23 protein-coding genes are annotated in these 20,732 nt (G+C 53.4%); 9 read left to right on the forward strand and 14 right to left on the reverse strand.

What is annotated here, in order from left to right; translation table 11 throughout:
* Complete coding sequence (gene ahpF / locus F384_RS02675) at positions 1-1,566, forward strand: alkyl hydroperoxide reductase subunit F (protein WP_046477248.1); 1,566 nt, start codon at positions 1-3, stop codon at positions 1,564-1,566.
* Positions 1,567-1,644: 78 nt separating this feature from the next.
* On the opposite strand, the gene uspG is transcribed toward ahpF, so the two are convergent.
* The 3 genes from uspG to rnk all read right to left on the reverse strand — a co-directional run bounded on the left by uspG (position 1,645) and on the right by rnk (position 2,832).
* Positions 1,645-2,073, reverse strand: a complete 429-nt coding sequence (gene uspG, locus F384_RS02680; protein ID WP_046477250.1) for a universal stress protein UspG — start codon at positions 2,071-2,073, stop codon at positions 1,645-1,647.
* A gap of 111 nt (positions 2,074-2,184) precedes the next feature.
* Complete coding sequence (gene yldA, locus F384_RS30670; protein WP_284554214.1) at positions 2,185-2,274, reverse strand: small membrane protein YldA; 90 nt, start codon at positions 2,272-2,274, stop codon at positions 2,185-2,187.
* 147 nt (positions 2,275-2,421) lie between these two features.
* A complete protein-coding gene (gene rnk, locus F384_RS02690) occupies positions 2,422-2,832 on the reverse strand; it encodes a nucleoside diphosphate kinase regulator (RefSeq protein ID WP_042320751.1) in 411 nt (136 codons plus the stop codon).
* A 274-nt stretch (positions 2,833-3,106) separates the two neighbouring features.
* Here rnk and F384_RS02695 point away from each other — a divergent pair, with 274 nt between their 5' ends.
* Both F384_RS02695 and F384_RS02700 read left to right on the forward strand, forming a co-directional pair.
* Positions 3,107-3,943, forward strand: a complete 837-nt coding sequence (locus F384_RS02695) for an alpha/beta fold hydrolase (protein ID WP_046477252.1) — start codon at positions 3,107-3,109, stop codon at positions 3,941-3,943.
* 96 nt (positions 3,944-4,039) lie between these two features.
* Positions 4,040-4,663, forward strand: a complete 624-nt coding sequence (locus F384_RS02700; RefSeq protein ID WP_046477254.1) for a flavin reductase family protein — start codon at positions 4,040-4,042, stop codon at positions 4,661-4,663.
* 38 nt (positions 4,664-4,701) lie between these two features.
* On the opposite strand, the gene rna is transcribed toward F384_RS02700, so the two are convergent.
* The 8 genes from rna to citC all read right to left on the reverse strand — a co-directional run bounded on the left by rna (position 4,702) and on the right by citC (position 12,359).
* Positions 4,702-5,508, reverse strand: a complete 807-nt coding sequence (gene rna / locus F384_RS02705; protein ID WP_046477256.1) for a ribonuclease I — start codon at positions 5,506-5,508, stop codon at positions 4,702-4,704.
* A 109-nt stretch (positions 5,509-5,617) separates the two neighbouring features.
* Entirely contained in the window at positions 5,618-7,081 is a 1,464-nt protein-coding gene (gene citT, locus F384_RS02710) for a citrate/succinate antiporter CitT (protein WP_046477258.1), read from the reverse strand.
* 25 nt (positions 7,082-7,106) lie between these two features.
* On the reverse strand, positions 7,107-8,015 hold the full coding sequence (gene citG / locus F384_RS02715) for a triphosphoribosyl-dephospho-CoA synthase CitG (RefSeq protein ID WP_046477259.1): 909 nt from the start codon (positions 8,013-8,015) through the stop codon (positions 7,107-7,109).
* Complete coding sequence (citX, locus tag F384_RS02720) at positions 7,987-8,538, reverse strand: citrate lyase holo-[acyl-carrier protein] synthase (protein ID WP_046477261.1); 552 nt, start codon at positions 8,536-8,538, stop codon at positions 7,987-7,989. The genes citG and citX overlap by 29 nt, the downstream gene beginning before the upstream one ends.
* 3 nt (positions 8,539-8,541) lie before the next feature.
* Positions 8,542-10,074 carry a citrate lyase subunit alpha gene (gene citF, locus F384_RS02725; protein WP_046477262.1) on the reverse strand — a complete coding sequence of 511 codons (1,533 nt, stop codon included), beginning with the start codon at positions 10,072-10,074 and terminating at the stop codon, positions 8,542-8,544.
* 10 nt (positions 10,075-10,084) lie between these two features.
* Positions 10,085-10,993 carry a citrate (pro-3S)-lyase subunit beta gene (gene citE, locus F384_RS02730; RefSeq protein WP_046477264.1) on the reverse strand — a complete coding sequence of 303 codons (909 nt, stop codon included), beginning with the start codon at positions 10,991-10,993 and terminating at the stop codon, positions 10,085-10,087.
* On the reverse strand, positions 10,990-11,286 hold the full coding sequence (gene citD, locus F384_RS02735; protein ID WP_046477265.1) for a citrate lyase acyl carrier protein: 297 nt from the start codon (positions 11,284-11,286) through the stop codon (positions 10,990-10,992). Before citD ends, citE begins: the two co-directional genes overlap by 4 nt.
* Positions 11,283-12,359, reverse strand: a complete 1,077-nt coding sequence (gene citC / locus F384_RS02740) for a [citrate (pro-3S)-lyase] ligase (protein WP_046477267.1) — start codon at positions 12,357-12,359, stop codon at positions 11,283-11,285. Before citC ends, citD begins: the two co-directional genes overlap by 4 nt.
* A gap of 376 nt (positions 12,360-12,735) precedes the next feature.
* Here citC and dpiB point away from each other — a divergent pair, with 376 nt between their 5' ends.
* Both dpiB and dpiA read left to right on the forward strand, forming a co-directional pair.
* Positions 12,736-14,409 (forward strand): sensor histidine kinase DpiB, encoded by a 1,674-nt coding sequence (gene dpiB, locus F384_RS02745; RefSeq protein ID WP_046477268.1) that lies wholly within the window; start codon positions 12,736-12,738, stop codon positions 14,407-14,409.
* Complete coding sequence (dpiA, locus tag F384_RS02750; protein ID WP_046477271.1) at positions 14,378-15,055, forward strand: two-component response regulator DpiA; 678 nt, start codon at positions 14,378-14,380, stop codon at positions 15,053-15,055. Before dpiB ends, dpiA begins: the two co-directional genes overlap by 32 nt.
* Before the next feature lie 55 nt (positions 15,056-15,110).
* On the opposite strand, the gene dcuC is transcribed toward dpiA, so the two are convergent.
* Positions 15,111-16,496 (reverse strand): anaerobic C4-dicarboxylate transporter DcuC, encoded by a 1,386-nt coding sequence (dcuC, locus tag F384_RS02755; protein WP_046477274.1) that lies wholly within the window; start codon positions 16,494-16,496, stop codon positions 15,111-15,113.
* A gap of 443 nt (positions 16,497-16,939) precedes the next feature.
* Between dcuC and pagP the strand changes: the two genes are divergently transcribed.
* Entirely contained in the window at positions 16,940-17,518 is a 579-nt protein-coding gene (gene pagP, locus F384_RS02760; protein ID WP_046477276.1) for a lipid IV(A) palmitoyltransferase PagP, read from the forward strand.
* A 173-nt stretch (positions 17,519-17,691) separates the two neighbouring features.
* Positions 17,692-17,901, forward strand: a complete 210-nt coding sequence (gene cspE, locus F384_RS02765; RefSeq protein WP_000034826.1) for a transcription antiterminator/RNA stability regulator CspE — start codon at positions 17,692-17,694, stop codon at positions 17,899-17,901.
* Positions 17,902-17,954: 53 nt separating this feature from the next.
* Here the strand turns inward: cspE and crcB are convergent, their stop codons facing one another.
* Positions 17,955-18,338, reverse strand: coding sequence for a fluoride efflux transporter CrcB (gene crcB, locus F384_RS02770; RefSeq protein ID WP_046477417.1), 384 nt, complete (start codon positions 18,336-18,338; stop codon positions 17,955-17,957).
* Between the two features lie 91 nt (positions 18,339-18,429).
* Between crcB and F384_RS02775 the strand changes: the two genes are divergently transcribed.
* Positions 18,430-19,218, forward strand: coding sequence for a deaminated glutathione amidase (locus F384_RS02775; protein ID WP_046477418.1), 789 nt, complete (start codon positions 18,430-18,432; stop codon positions 19,216-19,218).
* Positions 19,219-19,347: 129 nt separating this feature from the next.
* Positions 19,348-19,551: a twin-arginine translocase subunit TatE gene (gene tatE, locus F384_RS02780; protein ID WP_046477420.1), complete on the forward strand. Its 204-nt coding sequence runs from the start codon at positions 19,348-19,350 to the stop codon at positions 19,549-19,551.
* Between the two features lie 97 nt (positions 19,552-19,648).
* On the opposite strand, the gene lipA is transcribed toward tatE, so the two are convergent.
* Positions 19,649-20,614, reverse strand: a complete 966-nt coding sequence (gene lipA / locus F384_RS02785; RefSeq protein ID WP_046477423.1) for a lipoyl synthase — start codon at positions 20,612-20,614, stop codon at positions 19,649-19,651.
* Positions 20,615-20,732: the final 118 nt, after the last annotated feature.

Here is a 20,732-nt window from a genome sequence, read left to right on the forward strand (position 1 = left end):
ATGCTCGACACAAATATGAAAACCCAGCTCAAGGCCTATCTTGAGAAACTGACCAAACCTGTTGAGCTGATTGCCACGCTGGATGACAGCGCTAAATCGGCAGAAATCAAGGAACTGCTGGCTGAAATCGCTGAACTGTCAGAGAAAGTCACCTTTAAAGAAGATAATAGCTTAGCCGTTCGCAAGCCCTCTTTCCTGATAACCAATCCAGGTTCAAATCAGGGGCCGCGCTTTGCCGGTTCCCCGTTGGGCCACGAATTTACTTCACTGGTTCTGGCGCTGTTGTGGACCGGTGGTCACCCGTCAAAAGAAGCGCAGTCTCTGCTTGAGCAGATCCGCGACATTGACGGTGATTTTGAGTTTGAAACGTATTACTCACTCTCCTGCCACAACTGCCCGGACGTGGTGCAGGCACTGAACCTGATGGCGGTGCTGAACCCACGCATTAAGCATACGGCGATTGATGGCGGCACCTTCCAGAACGAGATCACCGACCGTAACGTGATGGGCGTGCCGGCCGTGTACGTTAACGGTAAAGAGTTTGGTCAGGGTCGCATGACGCTGACGGAAATCGTGGCGAAAGTGGATACGGGCGCAGAAAAACGCGCCGCCGAAGAACTGAGCCAGCGTGATGCTTATGATGTTCTGATCGTCGGTTCAGGCCCTGCGGGCGCGGCGGCGGCGGTCTACTCCGCGCGTAAAGGCATCCGTACTGGCCTGATGGGCGAGCGTTTCGGCGGTCAGGTGCTCGATACCGTGGATATCGAAAACTACATTTCTGTACCGAAAACAGAAGGGCAGAAATTGGCCGGCGCACTTAAGGCTCACGTCGATGATTATGACGTCGATGTGATCGACAGCCAGAGCGCCAGTAAACTGGTGCCAGCGGCCAGCGAAGGCGGTTTACATCAGATTGAAACGGCGTCCGGGGCGGTACTGAAAGCGCGCAGCATTATCATTGCCACCGGTGCGAAATGGCGCAATATGAACGTTCCGGGTGAAGACCAGTATCGTACCAAAGGCGTGACCTATTGCCCGCACTGCGATGGCCCGCTGTTTAAAGGTAAGCGTGTGGCAGTGATCGGCGGCGGGAACTCCGGCGTGGAAGCGGCGATTGATCTTGCGGGGATCGTGGAACACGTGACCCTGCTGGAATTTGCCCCGGAAATGAAGGCCGACCAGGTTTTGCAGGATAAAGTCCGCAGCCTGAAAAACGTCGATATCATCCTGAACGCCCAGACCACGGAAGTGAAAGGCGATGGCACGAAAGTGGTCGGTCTGGAATACCGCGACCGCGTGAGCGGCGATGTTCACAACGTTGAACTGGCGGGCATCTTCGTTCAGATTGGTCTGTTGCCAAACACTACCTGGCTGGAAGGGGCGATTGAGCGCAACCGGATGGGTGAAATCATCATCGACGCGAAATGCGAAACCAGCGTGAAGGGCGTTTTCGCCGCGGGCGACTGTACTACCGTACCGTACAAACAGATTATCATCGCGACCGGCGAAGGGGCGAAAGCGTCTCTGAGCGCCTTTGATTACCTGATTCGTACGAAAACGGCATAAAAAGAAAGTAAGACGACACCTGCAAAATGTAAGAGGCGCCGATAAGGCGCCTCTTTTTTACCGTTTAATCAGCATCGGTTAGCGAACGACCAGTACCGGCAATGTCGCATGACGTACCACGCTTGAGGCGTTAGAACCCAGCAGGTGTGTGGTGATTGACGGATTACGTGAACCAATGACGACGACGTCAGCGTTCAGCTCTTCACCGAGCTCATTGACCACATCGCGGACGCTGCCAAAGCGGACATGCTGCTTGATGCGGGCAGGATCGATACTGAAGTGACCGACCATCGTTTGCAATCGGGTTTCGGCTTCATGCTGTAAATGTTCTTCAAAACGACGAACGTCGGCGGCGAAGCGATGCAGGCTCAGGCTGGCAGAACCAGGCAACACGTGCAAAAGATGAATGACGCCATCCTGCTGCGCCAGAAATTCAGCGTGGCGAATCGCCTTATCGCTGAGTTCCATTTCAAAAACATCAACCGGCATAATGATTGTCTTATACATACCCGTTTCTCCCTGTTAATTAATACTCAAATCATTCAAGCATATAATAATAATTCTGTCTGCTTTCTGCAGGGGATTTTTCGCATTGTGCGGCGATTCCTTGTGCATTCGCTACCAGTGATTCTCCAGGTAAAGCACGGCCCCGACGATGATCGCCGCCATGATGAGGAATCCCAGTAATATGCTGAATGTTTCGTTCATGACCGCACCTGTCAATGAAACCGATTCAGTGTGGATGAGTCAGGCGAAAGGCGAACCAGGAAGAATGGGTGATTTTACGCAAAGTGGCGGAAAGAGGATGCGAACGCATCCTCTGGGTAAAGCGGAAAGTCGCTTATACAGATGGAGTTAACGCAGGAAGTCGCCTGCTGCTTCGGGTTGGTATTCCAGCTCCAGCACCTCGAGGTGGGTGGATGCGCCGCCCGGGAGTTCCCAGTGAATGGTATCGCCCACACGCACACCCAACAGCGCAGCCCCGACGGGCGCCATCACTGAAAGTTGCGTATTGCTGTCGGTCATCGCCGCAGGATACACCAACGTACGCACGCGAATTTCGCCATCACTGAGATTGCGGAATTTAACGCGGCTGTTCATGGTCACGACGTCATGCGGCATGGTCTCTGGCGAACACATTTGGGCACGATCCAGCTCGTCATTCAACGCGTCGGCGATAGGTAAATCGGCATACGCGGGTTGTTCCAGTAAGCGATCGATACGTTCTGCATCAAGGTCGTTAATGATGATAGTTGGTCTGGACATTTTTACTCCATGTCGTCAGTACTGCGTTTTGCCGCAGGTAATATTCCCAAAAGAAAACCCTCACCGTCTGGCGGCAAGGGTTTAGCTCTTCAGATGATACTGAGACTTACCCCGGGTTTGAAGTGATTTAGTTCACATTCGGGCAAATAGCTAAAAAAGCATCACTAGTATGAATTTTATTCGATAAACGTGATCGTTCTCAAATTTGCATTATGCTTTTTAAGCATGCGCCGCGGGCGCGTCACACTCTCAGTGTTCCGTTACAGGAGATCTCATGAGCCAGTACGACAAAATTACTCTCAAAGATGGCAGCTATCTGTATTTTAAAGACTGGGGTAACCGCAGTGGACAGCCGATTGTCTTCAGCCACGGCTGGCCGTTAACGGCTGATGCCTTTGAAGATCAGATGCTTTTTCTTGGCTCGAAAGGATTTCGGGTGATCGCCCACGACAGGCGCGGGCATGGTCGCTCAGCCCAGCCGTGGGAGGGGCACAATATGGACCAGTATGCGGACGATCTGGCTGAACTGACCGCGCACCTGAATCTGCAAAATGCGGTGCACGTCGGCCACTCCACCGGCGGTGGCGAAGTGGCGCGTTATATCGGGCGACACGGGACGCAGCGGGTGGCAAAAGCGGTATTGATTGGCGCGGTGACGCCCATTATGGTGAAAACCGAATTCAACCCGAACGGTGTGCCAAAAGACGTTTTCGACGGTATTCGTGAAGGGGTTGTCAATGATCGCGCCGCCTTTTTCTATGAGCTGACTGCGGCATTCTATGGCTATAACCGTCCGGGTGCGAAAGAGTCGAAAGCGGTGCGGGAAAGCTTTGTGGAGCAAGGATTACAGGGCTCAATAAAAGCGCTGTACGACTGCATCAAAGCGTTCTCGGAAACGGATCTGCGTGAAGACTTGCGCAAAATGACTATCCCAACGCTGGTCATTCACGGTGATGATGACCAGATTGTCCCGTTTGAAACCTGCGGCAAAGTGGCGGCGGAAATACTGCCCAACGCGCAACTGAAGGTCTATGCGGGCGGTTCTCACGGCATCTGCACCACCCATAAACAGCAGATAAATCAGGATCTGCTCAACTTTATTCAGTCGTAATCTTTAACGGATTACTCTACGCTGATCCTCTTCCATCAGGGGGATGAGCGGAGCGCAATTCGTGCTTCGCCGACGTTACATTCATCAGAGAATACTATGTATTTCTATCAACCCTCGCAGGGACATGGCCTGCCGCACGACCCGCTGAATGCCATTGTTGGTCCACGGCCTATTGGCTGGATCGCCTCTCAGGATACCGCTGGGCGGGATAATCTGGCGCCCTACAGCTTCTTCAACTGTTTCAACTATCATCCACCCATTATCGGTTTTGCCAGCACCGGCTGGAAAGACAGCGTGCGTAACATTATGGAAACCGGCGAGTTTGTCTGGAATCTGACCACGCGAGAGCTAGCCAGCGCGATGAATGAAACTTCTGCCAGTCTGCCGCACGGCGAAGATGAGTTTTTCGCCGCCGGGCTGACGAAAGCGGAAAGTCGTCTGGTGAAAGCGCCACGCGTTGCGCAAAGTCCGGTGAATTTTGAATGTCGCCTGTCGCAGAGTATTCAACTGACGACCGCGAAGGGTGAAGCCATCGAAACCTGGTTGATTCTGGGCGAAGTGGTGGGGATCCACATCGCTGAAACGCTGCTGGAAGAGGGCATTTACCAGACCGCGAAAGCGCAGCCCGTACTGCGTGCCGGTGGCCCGACAGCCTACTATGCGATCAGCGAGGCGCACCGTTTTGATCTGGTGCGCCCCGATGCATGCGTAAAACGCTGACGCTGTCGCCGGTGCGGATGTCGCGCCGGGACCGTGAATCAGTAACCCACTTTGTCGATGATAAACTGTTTGCCACAGTTGCCCGGATGGGGTTGCGGGGCGAACGAGTCAGCGGAGAGCGGCGCGTTGATGGTACTGGCCTTCAGTGAGAACTGGATCTCCGTCAGGTAAGCCGGGTTACCGTGACAGCTCAGTTTTACCGCGTTGACGGCCTCTTTTCCCCAGCGTCTGGCCACCGCCGCATCGAAGGCGCGGCGACTCACGCTTTTGCCGTAATTCTCACCGAGAAATGCCCCTAACTCGCTGGCCTTGATCTCTTTGTTCAACCGCACCATCGTGCCAAAGTAAGCGTCCGGGTCGAAGCCAAAGCAGGCGCCGTGTTTGGCGTATTCGTAACGCTCAAGGCAAGTACGTCCACCCGCACCCGGCATCACATCACTGAGTTTCGCGGCGGTTTCCAGCGAAAGCCCTGTTTCTGGCGCGGAACATTTACGGCTGGCGCGCGCTTCTGGCTGATTGGGAATGGGACGCGTGGCACAGCCAAAGCGCATCCACCGGCGTTCATCGACCCCGCGCGACGCGACCGATTTCGGCAACCCCGGCCACAAACCGTGAACGGTCAGGAAATCGACTTTGTTAGCGGTCTCTTTTTGCAGGCGACATTCATCAGGCTCGCGGCGATCGCGCTCATGTTGACTCTGGCAAAATCCCGTCTGCCAGGAGAGCGCAAGCACATAACGGTCGAAATCGCTGTACTGCGTTGCCTGTAACTCAGCGGCGGTTGCCGTAGAAAGCGGAAGGAGTGAGGCGGCGAGCCACCCCCATTTTTGCCAGGTCGGTTTCATGATGGTCTGACTTATATGAAATCTGAATAGTATCTATTTAACCATAAAAAAAGCCCGCGAGGTGTGTTTACCCCGCGGGCCTTGAACAATTCAGCGTTTTACCTCAGGACTAGCTCCACATCGCCAGAATCGGCCAACCCACCAGCAGCAACATCGCAATGTAGATAACCCCGAAGATGGCGCCCAGACGCCAGTAGTCTTTGGATTTCACATAGCCGCAGCCGTAGATGATCACCCCCGGGCCTGTTGCGTATGGTGTCAGACAACCCATAATCCCGATGGACAGCACCAGCAGGATACTCAAATGTTCCATCGGCACGCCCGGGATCCCTTTACCGACCGCCAGAATAACTGGCAGCATTGTCGCCGTGTGCGCCGACAGGCTGGCAAACAGGTAGTGGGCAAAGTAGAACACCAGCACCAGCACAATCACCGTCGCGTTAGGCGAGAAACCTTCCAGATGGGTGCTCATGGTACCGGCGAACCAGTCGATGAACCCGGAACGGGTTAAACCGCTTGCCATCACCACAAGGGTGGCAAGGTTCACCAGCGTGTTCCAGGCGCTGTTGTATTTGGTAATGTCTTTCCACGGCACTACGTGCAGCGCCAGCATTAGAGAAACGGCCAGCAAACCGACGGCGGTGGCGTCGATCATCTCACCGCCGAAGACCCACAAGCCTAAGCTCAGCAGAACCAGACCGACCAGCGTCCACTCTTTGCGCGTCAGGGTGCCCATGGTTTTGAGTTCATCACCCGCCCAGGCGGCGACTTCAGCACTGTGTGTGACTTCAGGTTTGTAGAGAACGTAAGAGAGCCACGGCGCAACGATCAGCAAAATGATACCGACCGGCAGGAAGCTAAGGAACCACTGCAGCCAGCTTATCTGCACACCGGCGATTTTATTGACAAACTCCAGACCCAGCACGTTTGGCGCTGCGCCCGTAACGAACATCGAAGAACTCAGGCTGGTACTGATGACCATCATCCACATCAGGTAACCGCCGATACGACGCGCGGACGGATCGTTCGGGAACGATTTGAACAGCGGCGGCAGGTTTTTGATTACCGGGAACACGGTCCCACCGGTACGCGCGGTGTTGGATGGCGTAAACGGCGCCAGCAGAATGTCGATGATGACAATCGCATAGCCCAGCGTCAGGGTACGTTTACCCATGAATTTCACCAAAAACAGCGCGATGCGACGGCCAAGACCGGTGACTTCATAGCCAAGGGCGAAGATGAACGCGCCGAACACCAGCCAGACGGTGGTACTGGAGAACCCGGCCAGGCCCCATTTCAGCGCTTGTTTCCCGGCATCGAATGCCGGATCCGCCAGTTCTTTGGCATCAAACAGCAGATAGTCGCTGCCAATCACGCAGATGGTTACCGCGATGAAGCTTATCGCGGTAGCTGGAATGGGCTCCAGAATCATGCCGACGATCATCGCCACGAAAACGGCGAAGTAGTGCCATGCCTGAGGGGGCATGCCGTCCGGGACAGGGATAAGAAACATGACGCCCATGATTATCAAGGGGGCAAACAACTTCCATATAGTATCTTTCGATAAAGACATAAGTGATTCTCCGGAAAGGATCTTTTCAATAATTGTGTAAATGTTTAATTTGAGAAATCTGGGCTAAAAACCACGTTACGATCAGCAGGTCGGCACTGCCGCCAGGACTGAGATTGCGTTCAATGCAGTGGCTGTCGAACTGATGCAGATGATTGAGATCGGCGGGGGTTCGGATGCCCCCTTGTTGTAACAATGCGTTTGCCTGTTGCTGTATCCAGCGCAGTCCCGCCGCACCGCCACGCGAGGCGACGTTGGTGTCGCCGTTGAGCGCAATCAGCAGGAGTAAGGTGTCTAGCAGTGCCAGCTCGGGATCGCGTCCCTCCGCTAACAGGGCGCGATAGTGTGGAAGTGCATGGCGGATAACCAAGGGATATCCCGCTTCGGCTTCGCCACGTGCGCCGGTTAAGCCCAGTTGCTGATAAAGTCGCTGACCTGCCGTGATTTGTTGATTGTTATTGTGCAGTTCACGCTCGGTCAGACCGCGGCAAAAGCTGGCGGCAGTGGTACAGATCGTTTCCGGGGTAACGGGTTGCTGTTGCTGATGTAAACGGCCAATGGCGGCACACAACAGGCCGAGAGAAAAAATGCTGCCCTTATGGGTGTTCACGCCCGCCGTCGCCCGAAACATGTCGGCTTCACAGGCCATGCCTAACGGGCGTAAGCCGTTTAATACCGCGTCGGCTGGCATCTGCGCGCAGCATGCGCCGTACTCAATAAAACGCGGCAGCCAGGCCTGAATGGCCAGCGCGCTGCGGTGAAAATCCGTCAGCGACATGTCTTTATGTGCGCCGCAGTTCAGACGATCCACCAGCCCGGGTTTTGGCGACAGGTTGACTTCTGTCAGCATTGCGCGCCACGCCAGATGGCCGTACGCGTCAAACAGCGTGCGGGGAAGGGCGGTGGTTTCAACGGGCATATCGGGAATCGGCAGCATGCAGCAGCGCCTCCATGTGGTTGATCAGAAAGGAGAGCGTATGGGTTTTCCCACGCGCGCATTCCGCCGCGTTCTGCTCGCACAGCAGGCAGCGGCGAGCGGGAAGCGCGAAATGGCGGCGGGAGAGAATTTCGCCTTCGGGAGTGAGTACATCGATGTCCCACAAACGTCCCAAAGGATGAGTCTTTTCGAGCTCAATGGTCGCGAGCTTGATGTCACGGGCCGGTGCCTCAATCGAGAGCATGCCTTCCGGCCCGCTGGCTGAGGCCAGTGCAGCCTGCTCCATGATTAGCCAGTCCGCCTGCGCCGCCAGCGTGTGCAGGGCGGTCACGCCGTGATTAAAGAGGCGACGGGTGAGCTCGCTGTCTTTAATCGGGCCAGGCGCTACCACGGTAAAGGAGACCAGTGGAACAGGATGGCGCGCCAGCCAGACGTGTTGCCGCGCTTGTCGCTCATCCCGACTGACGAGCAGCTCGGGAATTGAAACCGCGTGGCGGGTGGCCTGTTCAGGGAGCAGGTGCATGGCTTATTCCTTCACCTGATGAACAACGTCGATCACAGAACCATCGCGATAGCGCACTACGGCAATCACGCGGTCGGTGAATTCGATTGGACGAGGTTCGCCAGTGAGTTGTTGCGCACGCTCTCGTAACCACTCAATAGAGACCACCTTCATCCCCGCTTCTTTCAGGCGTTCCGCCAGTTCCGGACGCGCCGGGTTAACCGCAATACCATGATCGGTAACCAGAATGTCGACGCTGGAACCCGGTGTGACGCAGGTCAGCACGTTATCTACCAGCGTCGGAATGCGACCACGAACCAGTGGCGCGACGATGATCGACAGCGCGGCGGCGACGGCGGTATCGCAGTGACCGCCGGACGCGCCGCGAATGACGCCGTCAGAACCGGTCAGCACGTTGACGTTAAACTGGGTATCGACTTCAAGCGCACTCAGCACAACCACGTCCAGACGGTCAACGGAGGCTCCTTTTGACCCCCAGTTGGCGTACTGGTTTGCGCTGATTTCGATGTGATTCGGGTTGCGCGCCAGAGATTCAGCGGCGCTGCGGTCGAAGCTCTGTACGTCCAGCAGTTTGCGAATCAAGCCTTTTTCATGCAGATCGACAATAGTGGCGGTGATGCCGCCCAGGGCGAAATCCGCGCGGATATCGCGGCTGCGCATTTTGTCTTCCAGGAAGCGGGTGACCGCCAGCGAGGCACCGCCGGTACCGGTTTGCAGTGAAAAACCTTCTTTGAAATAGCCTGAGTGGGCGATGACCTCTGCCGCGCTACGGGCAATCAGCAGTTCGCGCGGGTTGGTGGTCATTCGGGTCGCGTCAGCCCCGATTTTATCGGCATCACCGACCTGGTCTATCTGCACTATCAGATCAACCTGATCCTGGGTAATGCTGGCCGGGTTGTGCGGATAAGGCAGCAGTTGCTCCGTCAACAGCACTACCTGATTGGCGCTTTCCGCGTCAACGCGGGCATAACCGAGTGAGCCGCAGCACGCTTTACCGGTATAGCCGTTGGCGTTACCGAAAGGATCGCAGGACGGGACGCCGAGGAAAGCCACGTCAATATTGAGTTCGCCGCTCTGTACCAGATGCACGCGCCCGCCGTGGGAGTGAACCTGGACGGGCTCAGCCAGCAGACCGCGAGAGATCTCTTCTGCCAGCGGTCCGCGCAAACCGGAAGTATAAATGCGGCTGACGACGCCGCGACGAATATGGTCGACCAGCGGCGCGTGGCAGTCACTCAGCGAGCTGGAAGCCAGCGTCAGATTTTTAAATCCCATGCTGGCAATGGTTGCCATCACCAGGTTGATGGTCAGGTCACCGCCGCGAAACGCGTGGTGGAAGGAGATGGTCATGCCATCCTGTAAACCGGAACGGCGGATCGCCTCTTCAAGGTTGGCGCACAGTTTTTGGTCACGGGGTTTTTGCGCCTGCAGAGTCTGTTTCGCGGTGCTCGTATAGGTGGAAAGGGCGCTTTCAGCCTGGCGACTCCAGGCCGCTACCCGTTCCTGTCGTTGAGACTGTTCGTTTTTCTGGGTCATTGTTTTTGCCTTATTCTTCGCGGATGCCGGAAAGTTCTGCGCGGGAGAGCACCAGACGTGCGCGCTCAATCACCGGGCTATCGACCATCTTGCCGTTCAGGGAAACCACCCCGAGACCTTCGCGGGCGGCGGCTTCTGCGGCTTCCACGACCAGACGCGCATGCGTCACTTCTTTTTGCGTCGGGGCATACAGGTTGTGCAGCAGTTCAATCTGGCGGGGGTTGATCAGCGATTTGCCGTCAAAGCCCAACTGTTTGATGTGGGCCGCTTCGTGCAGAAAGCCCGCTTCGTTGTTGGCATCGGAATAGACGGTATCGAACGCCTGAATCCCGGCGGAGCGCGCGGCCTGCAAAATGGAGCAGCGAGCAAACAGTAATTCAGTGCCTTCTGGTGAACGTTCTGTACGCAGGTTGCGTACGTAATCTTCTGCCCCCAGCGCGATCCCTATCAGACGCTCAGACGCGTGGGCAATTTCCACGGCGCGGGTGATGCCTAACGGTGACTCGATGGCGGCCAGCAGACCCGTGCTGCCCGGCTCGCGACCGCAGGCTTTTTCAATGCGCAGAATTTCGCTTTCGATATCGATAACATCCTGAGCGGTATCGGTCTTCGGCAGACGAACCACGTCTGCGCCGCCGCGAACGACCGCTTCCAGATCGTTGATCCCCCATTCGGAATCCAGCGCATTAACGCGCACGATGGTTTCGACGTCGTGATAGAGCGGATGCTGCAGCGCGTGGTAGACCAGGCGACGCGCGGTGTCTTTTTCACGCAGCGCGACGGAGTCTTCCAGGTCAAACATCAGGGCATCTGCCGGATAGATGAAAGAGTTGCTGACCATTGCGGCGTTGGCGCCAGGGACAAACAACATGCTGCGGCGAGTGCGCGTTTTGCGCTGTTGCAAAGAAGCGGAAATCATTGACGATCCTCCCAGGGCAAGGCCGGGATACCGCTGGCGCGTGCCAGTAATGCTTCCAGTCGTGCACGTAAAATGCAGTCCAGCGCGCCTTTATCATCGACATTCAATTGCACGCCGCGCACGTCATACTGCGCCAGAACAGCCAGAATGGTGGCGCGAATGGCCTCGCCAAACTGTTTCTCAACGCTGCTGTTGATCTGCAGGTCAATATCCTGCGTATCGAGAGGGGCGATGCGTATCATCACATCACCGGACTCAAGTGTGCCTGCGACGGCAGCCTGGTTTATTTTCATTTTTCACCTGTTACTAATGCGGGGGTCTTTTGGCGGACTGTCGCGTGAGCGGGCGCGCGTTCAGGCATGTTTTGCAGATACAGCAAAGTGGCTGAAGGCACCAGCGACGCGATAGCCGTGAGATCTTTTTTCACGAGCAGTTTGCGCACCAGAGAAGCGGAGATCGGCGTCTCCTGGAAACACAGTCGCTCAATTTCCACCAGTTCAATGGGCGGGGCGGGGAGGGTCGGCGTTTCCAGCCAGAAACGCATGTCGTGGTTATACTGGGCGGTTACGCCGCAATACGGTTCCGTACCGACAAAGCGATGGGTGATCCCCAGCGCAGGTGCCAGATACTGACGGAAAATTTTCAAATCGATTTCGGTATAGCAATGGTTGATGACGCTCTGCTCTTTGATGAAGTAGCACGGGAATGTGGCTCGCGAAATGATGTATTCCGAACCGCGATGGACGGTGAGATGCGCAATATCCGCCGTGCCTTTAAGCACCAGATTGAGTCGGTCCTCATACGGGAAACGGGAAGTATCTTCTTTCACCAGAAACAGATGAAGCCAGTCACACTGCGCCGCCGCCTGTTGGATCAAATAGCGGTGGCCATTGGTGAACGGGTTGGCATTCATCACGATGCAGCCGATTCTCTTGCCGTCATGACGCAGTTTGCTTAACGACTCCGCGTAGCGTTTCAGACGCGTGGTGCTGTTTTCCATCAGTACCATGATGCCGGGAACGCTGGTGAGGGTTGAAAATCCGCACTGCCTGAACAACGTTTCATACTCTGTTTTGGTATAAATGAAGAGATGCGTGCAGTGTCTTTCGTAGGCGAGGTTGATCAGTTCCGTCGCCAGCGTGAGCGCTAAGCCCTCACCGCGTACTGATTCGCTAATGGCAACGCACTTAATGATATTTCCGGCGATTCCGCCGCAGGCGATGAGTTTTTCGTCACGGGTAACGGTAATAAAAACCTCAACGGTGGTATCGACGCTCAGATCATTTTCTTTCAGGAATTGCGTGATCGCCGCCATTTTTATATTTTCTGAGCGTTTAACGCGCGTGAACACATTATTACCAAACATAGTGGAAGCATCCTGAAGATATATTGTTGTTGCCAGTTTTGTGTGTATGTTGTATGAAAATACGATTTGATAACGTTTTGTTTTCATTCCGGGAAAAAGATGATTTTGCTACGGTCTATTTCTTTTTTTCCCGAATGCATACATCGTAAGGAGTATTTTTGAGATAAATTTTGATTTATTTCACAAAGAGTTAGATGGTTTTTATGGGTTTAATGGTTTTAAGTTTTTTAATTATTCTTATCGTAGATTGTGACGTGGAGTTAAATGACTTAATTGATTTAATGTGGTGAATCTGTAACGATCGTCTTTATTTTCTGTGTGCCCGGATAAAACATTTTCATTACATTTGCAGGCGAACTATACCGAATAACGCCCGTTGAGGAACAGTCATGTTGGTTCAAAAAATAAAAGGCCGTTTTCTTTTTTTCGCCGACTGGCATTTCCGTTGCGCATTTTTCTGCTTATTCTCGTTTTCTCAGTGTTCATTATTGCCGCACTGGCACAGTATTTTTCCGCCAGCTTTGAAGATTATTTGAGTGCACATGTCCGCGACATGGCGATGAATCAGGCGAAGATTATTGCCGCCAACGACAGCATCATTGCGGCAGTAAAGGCACGCGATACCAAACGACTGGCGATCATTGCTAATAAATTGCAGAGCGACACCGATTTTGACTACGTGGTGATTGGCGATAGCCACTCTATCCGACTCTATCACCCTAATCCGGCGAAAATCGGCTACCCGATGCAATTCACCAAGCCGGGCGCGCTGGAGAGGGGGGAGAGTTATATCATTACCGGCACGGGCTCTATCGGTCTGGCGATGCGGGCAAAAACGCCCATCTTTGATGATGGCGGCAATGTCATTGGCGTGGTCTCCATTGGCTATCTGGTCAGTAAAATTGACAGCTGGCGGCTGGACTTCATTCTGCCGATGGCTGGCGTGTTTGTTCTGCTGCTGGGAGTACTGATGCTGCTCTCCTGGTTTTTTGCCGCCCACATCCGTCGCCAGATGATGGGGATGGAACCGAAGCAAATTGCCCGGGTGGTTCGTCAGCAGGAAGCGCTGTTCAGCTCGGTTTATGAAGGACTGATAGCCGTTGATCCGGATGGCTATATTACCGCCATTAACCGCAGTGCGAGAAAGATGCTCGGCCTGCGTTCGCCGGGTCGACAGTGGTTGGGCAAACCGATTCACGAGGTGGTGAGCCCGTCGGATTTCTTTACCGAGCAAATTGCCGAAAAGCGTGTGGACGCGATGGTGAACTTCAATGGCCTGAGCGTTATCGCCAACCGTGAGGCAATCCGTTCAGGTGATGAACTGTTGGGGGCGATCATCAGTTTCCGCAGCAAAGACGAAATCGCCACTCTGAACGCGCAACTGACGCAGATTAAGCAATATGTGGAGAGCCTCAGGACGTTACGGCATGAACACCTGAACTGGATGTCAACGCTCAATGGCCTGCTGCAAATGAAAGAATACGATCGGGTCAGGGAGATGGTACAGGGGGAGTCGCAGGCACAGCAGCAGTTAATCGACAGCCTGCGCGAGTCGTTTGCCGATCGCCAGGTGGCGGGGCTGTTGTTTGGTAAGGTGCAGCGTGCGCGCGAACTGGGGCTCAAAATGACGATCGTTCCTGGAAGCCAGCTTCAGCAGTTGCCGGAAGGGCTGGACAGTACCGAATTTGCGGCGATTGTCGGGAATCTCCTCGATAACGCATTTGAAGCCAGTTTGCGCACCGAGCAAGGGAATAAGGTTGTGGAACTGTACCTGAGCGATGATGGCGATGATGTGGTGATCGAAGTTGCCGACCAGGGATGCGGTGTCCCTGAAGCATTGCGCGAGAAAATATTTGAACAAGGTGTGAGCACCCGTTCCGATGAGCCGGGTGAGCACGGCATAGGACTGTACCTGATTGCAAGTTATGTGGGGCGCTGTGGCGGAATGATTACCCTGGAAGATAACGATCCCTGCGGCACTTTATTCTCTCTTTTTATTCCGAAAGTGAAAAAGAACAATGACGGAACCATTAACCCTATTAATCATTGAAGATGAAATGTTGCTTGCTGAGATGCATGCAGAGTACATCCGCCATATTCCTGGTTTTCATCAGATTTGGTTAGCCGGTAATCTGGCGCAGGCAAGAATGATGATCGAACGATTCAAACCGGGTCTCATTTTGCTGGATAACTACCTTCCGGACGGGAAGGGGATCACGCTGTTGCATGAGCTGACGGAGTCGCATTATCCCGGCGGGGTGGTCTTTACCACCGCCGCCAGCGATATGGAAACGGTGGCGGACGCGGTACGCAGCGGGGCGTTTGATTATCTGATCAAACCGATTGCTTATGAGCGCCTGGGGCAAACACTTACCCGTTACCAGCAGCGCAGACGGATGCTGGCAGAAAACGACAGTGCCAGCCAGCGACAAATTGATGAGATGTTTAATGCCTATGCACGAGGCGAGCCGAAAGATGAGCTGCCCACCGGCATTGATGTGTTAACGCTCAATGCGGTCAAAAAGTTGTTTACTGACCCGCAGGTGCAGCACACCGCGGAGACCGTCGCGCAGGCGCTGACCATCAGCCGTACGACCGCCAGACGGTATCTCGAATATTGCGCCAGTCGGCATTTGATTATTGCGGAAATTGTGCACGGCAAAGTGGGGAGACCGCAGCGAATTTACCACGGTTAATGACGCGTATGGCCGGATGAGACGCACTGCGCCACCATCCGGCATTGGCTCTGAATCAGCCTCCCGTCACCGCGGAAGATGAACCCGGAACCATCACTTCAGTCGCGATGATAACGATCAACAACCCGACCATGACGGGTACGGATGTGCGTTTCACCACTTCGAACGGCGAGATTTTTGCCATCCCTGCGACTGCCACGACCACGCCGGAGACCGGGGAGATCGTACGGCCCAGGTTGGACGCCTGCAGCATCGGAATCGACAAATACGCGGGGTTGATGCCCGATGAGTGCGCCAGCTTAGGAATCATTTCAACGAAGGCATAGAACGGCGCGTTACCGGAGCCGGTCGTCATTGCTGCCAGCATGGTCAGAATCACCAGTACCAGCATCAGGATGATGCTCGCCGACCCAAACGAGGTGGCAATTGAGATCAGGCTCTGGATGAAACCAATCGTGCTCAGACCCTGTGCGAAAACGCCCGCTGCGACTAACAGCATCACCACGTTTGCAAACGCATCGGCCATGCCGCGATACGCCACTTCCAGTCCTGAATACACTTTCTGGGTGTTGAAACCCCGGATAAATTCCAGTACCGCAGCGATAAGCATGCAGAGCACCAGAATCGTAATGATGTGTAGTTGCGGACCCCACTTACCATCAAAAATCAGCACCCCGATAATCGGCGTAAACGGCAGAATGGCGTAGAACGCCGGTGCCGTGGTGGTGATTTCATTCACGTCGAGTATTTCGTGGGCAGCATTTTCTTTTTTATCCAGATAGCGTTGCCAGAAATAGTGCGCAATCGCCATCCCGATGATCGCCGCAATGGAGATCGGCAGCGTAGTTTTAAAGGCAAAATCGATCAGCGGCATTTCGGCTGCTTTGGCAGCCAGTACCACATCACCTGAGGTGGGGGAAAGGATAATTGCCGCAGGGGAAGCACAGATAGCCGCAGCGGCACCGCGGCTAATCCCCACGTTGACCATGACCGGGAAAAGCGTTGCCATCAACAACACGCCGAGTCCGGTGGCGGAAGAGACCGCCAGGGACATCAGACAGGCGACAAAATAGGCGGCAATCATCAGCAGATAGGGCGAGTTGATGTACTGCAAAGGCTTCGAAGCCAGTTTCACGACCATATCGTTCGCGCCGATGTGGGTCATGTAGGCGGCAAAACCGCAGAGCATCATGATCATCATACCGAGATCGCCACCACGGCTCATCAGCAGGATCTTGACGTACTCAACGATATCCGTTGCGGAATAGCCCGTAGAGGTCTCGCTGGAAGGCAGCACTTTGTGGCCCATCAGGGCGCTGATAATCAGCAGCGCCAGACCGCCAACAAAGAGCACGCCGGTAGCCGAATACCCTTTAATGATGTAGCGCGCTACACCCACAATAACCACAACTCCAATAAGGAGTTCGATAAAAGTCAACATTGTTTCCCCTGTCGCGTGGACACCAGAAGTAAAATTAAGAAAATGCCAATTGTTGGGGTGAAAATGTGCCGAATAAGTGCGTGCTACTTGCTGATTAAAATCAATAAACAGAACGATTAACTGTCGGTAAACGACTATTTTTGCTTTAGGGTGATGAAGACAAAATATTTTATTTTCACATTTCCAGGAAAATTCTCGATTGTTTTGTTTTTGTTTTATTTGTGTTTTATTATTGTTAGTTATCGACAGCTGAGGAGTTTTTCTACCATAATTGTGGCAAAATCATACAATATCTGACTGATAATTCAGCGATAAATAACACTGCAAAGAATAAGGCTTAATTAGTGTATTCAAAATCTTAGAACAATCTGATTCAGGTTAGCGCGGTGGCTGTTAAGGTTTCATTCAAGTTTATTTTGGTACCATAAAGACTGAACTTAAGAATGGTAATAAATGTTGTGAGCGCAGCTAAAAAATATTTTCTCCTTTTTTCATTTCTTTTTATTCAGTTAGCAATGCAGCCGCGTGCGGTGGCGGAAGAAAAAGGATGGTTTAATACCTTTACAGACAATGTTGCCGAAACCTGGCAGCAGCCTGAGCATTATGATTTGTACATTCCCGCCATAACCTGGCACGCACGTTTTGCCTATGATAAGGAAAAAACCGATCGTTATAACGAACGTCCGTGGGGCGGTGGTTTTGGTCAGTCGCGCTGGGATGAAAAGGGGAACTGGCACGGCTTGTATATCATGGCCTTCAAAGATTCATGGAATAAATGGGAACCGATTGGCGGTTATGGCTGGGAGAGTACCTGGCGGCCCCTGCCGGATGATAATTTTCATCTGGGACTCGGTTTTACCGCCGGGGTGACGGCCCGTGATAACTGGAACTACATTCCTCTTCCGGTCCTGTTACCGTTGGCTTCCATCGGTTACGGTCCGGCAACGTTTCAGATGACCTATATCCCAGGTACCTATAACAACGGCAACGTCTACTTTGCGTGGATGCGCTTTCAGTTCTGAACCGATAAATGGCAGTAAATTTTATACAAAACAAAGTGATATAAGCTTATGCCAAAAAATAACGCGATATTTATCACTTTTTGCCAAAGTTCGACTGGACAAAGTGAACCACAATTGGTGTACTGATACCCGACACAGCATTTGTGTCTATTTTTCATGTAAAGGTAATTTTGATGTCTAAGATTAAAGGTAACGTTAAGTGGTTTAATGAGTCCAAAGGATTCGGTTTCATTACTCCGGAAGATGGCAGCAAAGATGTGTTTGTACACTTCTCTGCAATCCAGACCAATGGTTTTAAAACTCTGGCTGAAGGTCAGCGTGTAGAGTTCGAAATCACTAACGGTGCCAAAGGCCCTTCTGCTGCAAACGTAACTGCTCTGTAAGCTTACGTCAGCAAGATTTCAAAACCCGCTTATTAGCGGGTTTTTTTTGGTCTCTAGTGCGCACTGGAGGCGGAAAACAGCCAGAACGCCAGCGCCGTCATCGCAAAGGATCCCAACAGGTTGACCAACACATTCAGCATTGCCCAGCCCAGTCGTCCTTCCTGAAGCAGAAATACCACTTCCGCTGAAAAAGTAGAGAATGTCGTCAGGCCGCCGCAAAAGCCGGTTGTGATCAGCACCTTCCACATGGGGTCGATGTTGGTCATGCGACTAAACCATGCCAGCCCCATACCAATGATGAACGCGCCAAGTAAATTTGCGGTCAGGGTTCCCATTGGAATCGCCTGATGCATAGGGTTAAACCGCATACTGAGCATCCATCTCGCTACACTTCCTGTGCCACCGCCAATAAAAACCGCTAAAAGAAGTTGTAACACTGCATAATCCTGCTATTTGGTTGGTATATAAGATAAGTGTAACGCTGAATAATCATTGTTGGCGAGTCTGATAAACCTGACCGGAGGAGTTATGTTCGTTGCTGCTGGGCAATTTGCCGTCAGCCCTGTGTGGGAAAAGAACGCGGATACCTGCGTCGCGCTCATGTCGCAGGCGGCGGAAAACGGCGTGTCGCTGCTGGTTCTGCCGGAGGCATTGCTGGCGCGAGACGATTCGGATCCCGACCTGTCAGTGAAATCCGCCCAGTATGTAGAGGGGGATTTCCTGAAACAGCTGCTGCGGGAAAGCGCATCGAATAGGATGACCACTATTCTCACGCTTCATGTTCCGTCGAGCCCGGGTCGTGCGACGAACACGCTGGTGGCACTGCGCGGGGGGAAAGTCGTGGCAAGCTATGCCAAGCTACATCTTTATGATGCATTCTCCATTCAGGAGTCCCGGAATGTTGACGCTGGCGACACCATTGCGCCACTGCTTGACGTTGAGGGGCTTAAAGTAGGGCTGATGACCTGCTACGACCTGCGCTTTCCCGAATTGTCGATGGCGCTTGCATTGCAGGGCGCGGAAGTCCTGGCGCTGCCTGCGGCCTGGGTCAGAGGGGCGTTGAAGGAACACCACTGGTCAACACTGTTGGCTGCCCGAGCGCTTGATACTACCTGCTATATGATTGCCGCAGGGGAGTGTGGCAACAAAAACATCGGTCAGAGTCGTATTATCGACCCCTTTGGCGTGACGATTGCGGCTGCGGCAGACGTCCCGGCGCTTGTTATGGCGGAGATCTCCGCAGAGCGGATCCGCCAGGTGCGGGCACAATTACCGGTATTACGAAACCGCAGATTTGTGCCACCGCAATTATCATGACGTTTTTTTAAACACTGCTTGATTCACCTTGTTACAGATTGCTATTGTGTGCGCGCGTCAAATGACCGTTAATATTCTCAGGTTACTAAGGGCGCGCTACGCCGCCTGTTTTAAGTGAAGAAGGTATCTATGGGTGAGATTAGTATTACCAAACTGCTGGTGGTGGCTGCACTGGTCGTTCTGCTGTTTGGTACCAAGAAGTTACGTACACTGGGTGGAGACCTGGGCACGGCAATTAAGGGTTTCAAAAAAGCGATGAATGATGAAGATGCGGGCGCGAAAAAAGACGCAGACGACAGCATTCAGGCTGAGAAGCTCTCTCATAAAGAGTAATGTCCGGAGCTAAACGTTCATCCGTCTTACTCTGACGTGAAAAAACCCGCGATTAAGCGGGTTTTTTATAGGCGAAATGTAAGTATTTATTTCTAAATTACTTCACTTCCATCCCTTTCGCCTGCAGGTCAGCGTGGTAAGACGAACGGACGAACGGTCCGCAGGCAGCATGGGTAAAGCCCATCGCCATCGCTTCCGCTTTCATCTCTTCAAATTCGTCCGGGCTGACATAGCGTTGAACCGGCAGGTGGTGACGACTCGGTTGCAGATACTGGCCCAGCGTCAACATGGTCACGCCGTGACGACGTAAATCACGCATGACGTCAATGATTTCCGCATTCGTCTCACCGAGACCAACCATCAGACCGGATTTGGTCGGGATCTCCGGATGCGCTTCTTTAAAGCGTTCCAGTAATTTGAGTGACCAGTTATAGTCTGCGCCCGGGCGAACCTGACGATAAATGCGCGGTACGTTTTCAAGGTTATGGTTGAAAACGTCTGGCGGAGTGGCGGTCAGAATCTCCAGGGCACGATCCATACGGCCACGGAAGTCGGGCACCAGCGTTTCAATCTTAATCGTAGGGCTTTTCTCACGAATAGCGGTAATGCAATCGGCAAAGTGCTGAGCGCCGCCGTCACGCAGGTCATCACGGTCAACAGAGGTGATCACCACATAGCGCAGAGCCATATCGGCAATCGTTTGTGCCAGCTTAACCGGTTCGTTAGCGTCCGGCGCGACAGGGCGACCGTGGGCCACATCGCAGAACGGGCAACGACGGGTACAAATGGCGCCGAGGATCATAAACGTGGCGGTACCGTGGTTGAAACACTCCGCCAGGTTCGGGCAAGAGGCTTCTTCACAAACAGAATGCAGGCCATTCTTACGCATTGCCGCTTTGATACCCTGGATACGAGTGGAGTCCGCTGGAAGCTTAATTTTCATCCATTCCGGCTTGCGCAGCAGGGCTTCGCGCTCTGTAGCCACATTTTTGACCGGGATAAGGGCCATCTTATCGGCATCGCGGTATTTAACACCGCGTTCCATCACAATGGGTTTACTCATAGCGTGCATGTTCCAGTTGCGAATAACGAAGGAAAGCGTTTCAATTCAAGGGAATGTTGTATTTATCAACTATTTTTGAATTAACAACACGCAGTATACCATTGAAACGGGCCTTAAA

This window comes from Citrobacter amalonaticus Y19 (assembly GCF_000981805.1).
Taxonomy (GTDB): domain Bacteria; phylum Pseudomonadota; class Gammaproteobacteria; order Enterobacterales; family Enterobacteriaceae; genus Citrobacter_A; species Citrobacter_A amalonaticus_C.

Bases quoted from the DNA above. Each gene is read 5' to 3' on its own strand.
- ahpF (WP_046477248.1), top strand. From the start codon at position 1: ATGCTCGACACAAATATGAAAACCCAGCTCAAGGCCTATCTTGAGAAA.
- uspG (WP_046477250.1), bottom strand. From the start codon at position 2,073: ATGTATAAGACAATCATTATGCCGGTTGATGTTTTTGAAATGGAACTC.
- yldA (WP_284554214.1), bottom strand. From the start codon at position 2,274: ATGAACGAAACATTCAGCATATTACTGGGATTCCTCATCATGGCGGCG.
- rnk (WP_042320751.1), bottom strand. From the start codon at position 2,832: ATGTCCAGACCAACTATCATCATTAACGACCTTGATGCAGAACGTATC.
- F384_RS02695 (WP_046477252.1), top strand. From the start codon at position 3,107: ATGAGCCAGTACGACAAAATTACTCTCAAAGATGGCAGCTATCTGTAT.
- F384_RS02700 (WP_046477254.1), top strand. From the start codon at position 4,040: ATGTATTTCTATCAACCCTCGCAGGGACATGGCCTGCCGCACGACCCG.
- rna (WP_046477256.1), bottom strand. From the start codon at position 5,508: ATGAAACCGACCTGGCAAAAATGGGGGTGGCTCGCCGCCTCACTCCTT.
- citT (WP_046477258.1), bottom strand. From the start codon at position 7,081: ATGTCTTTATCGAAAGATACTATATGGAAGTTGTTTGCCCCCTTGATA.
- citG (WP_046477259.1), bottom strand. From the start codon at position 8,015: ATGCTGCCGATTCCCGATATGCCCGTTGAAACCACCGCCCTTCCCCGC.
- citX (WP_046477261.1), bottom strand. From the start codon at position 8,538: ATGCACCTGCTCCCTGAACAGGCCACCCGCCACGCGGTTTCAATTCCC.
- citF (WP_046477262.1), bottom strand. From the start codon at position 10,074: ATGACCCAGAAAAACGAACAGTCTCAACGACAGGAACGGGTAGCGGCC.
- citE (WP_046477264.1), bottom strand. From the start codon at position 10,993: ATGATTTCCGCTTCTTTGCAACAGCGCAAAACGCGCACTCGCCGCAGC.
- citD (WP_046477265.1), bottom strand. From the start codon at position 11,286: ATGAAAATAAACCAGGCTGCCGTCGCAGGCACACTTGAGTCCGGTGAT.
- citC (WP_046477267.1), bottom strand. From the start codon at position 12,359: ATGTTTGGTAATAATGTGTTCACGCGCGTTAAACGCTCAGAAAATATA.
- dpiA (WP_046477271.1), top strand. From the start codon at position 14,378: ATGACGGAACCATTAACCCTATTAATCATTGAAGATGAAATGTTGCTT.
- dcuC (WP_046477274.1), bottom strand. From the start codon at position 16,496: ATGTTGACTTTTATCGAACTCCTTATTGGAGTTGTGGTTATTGTGGGT.
- pagP (WP_046477276.1), top strand. From the start codon at position 16,940: ATGGTAATAAATGTTGTGAGCGCAGCTAAAAAATATTTTCTCCTTTTT.
- cspE (WP_000034826.1), top strand. From the start codon at position 17,692: ATGTCTAAGATTAAAGGTAACGTTAAGTGGTTTAATGAGTCCAAAGGA.
- F384_RS02775 (WP_046477418.1), top strand. From the start codon at position 18,430: ATGTTCGTTGCTGCTGGGCAATTTGCCGTCAGCCCTGTGTGGGAAAAG.
- tatE (WP_046477420.1), top strand. From the start codon at position 19,348: ATGGGTGAGATTAGTATTACCAAACTGCTGGTGGTGGCTGCACTGGTC.
- lipA (WP_046477423.1), bottom strand. From the start codon at position 20,614: ATGAGTAAACCCATTGTGATGGAACGCGGTGTTAAATACCGCGATGCC.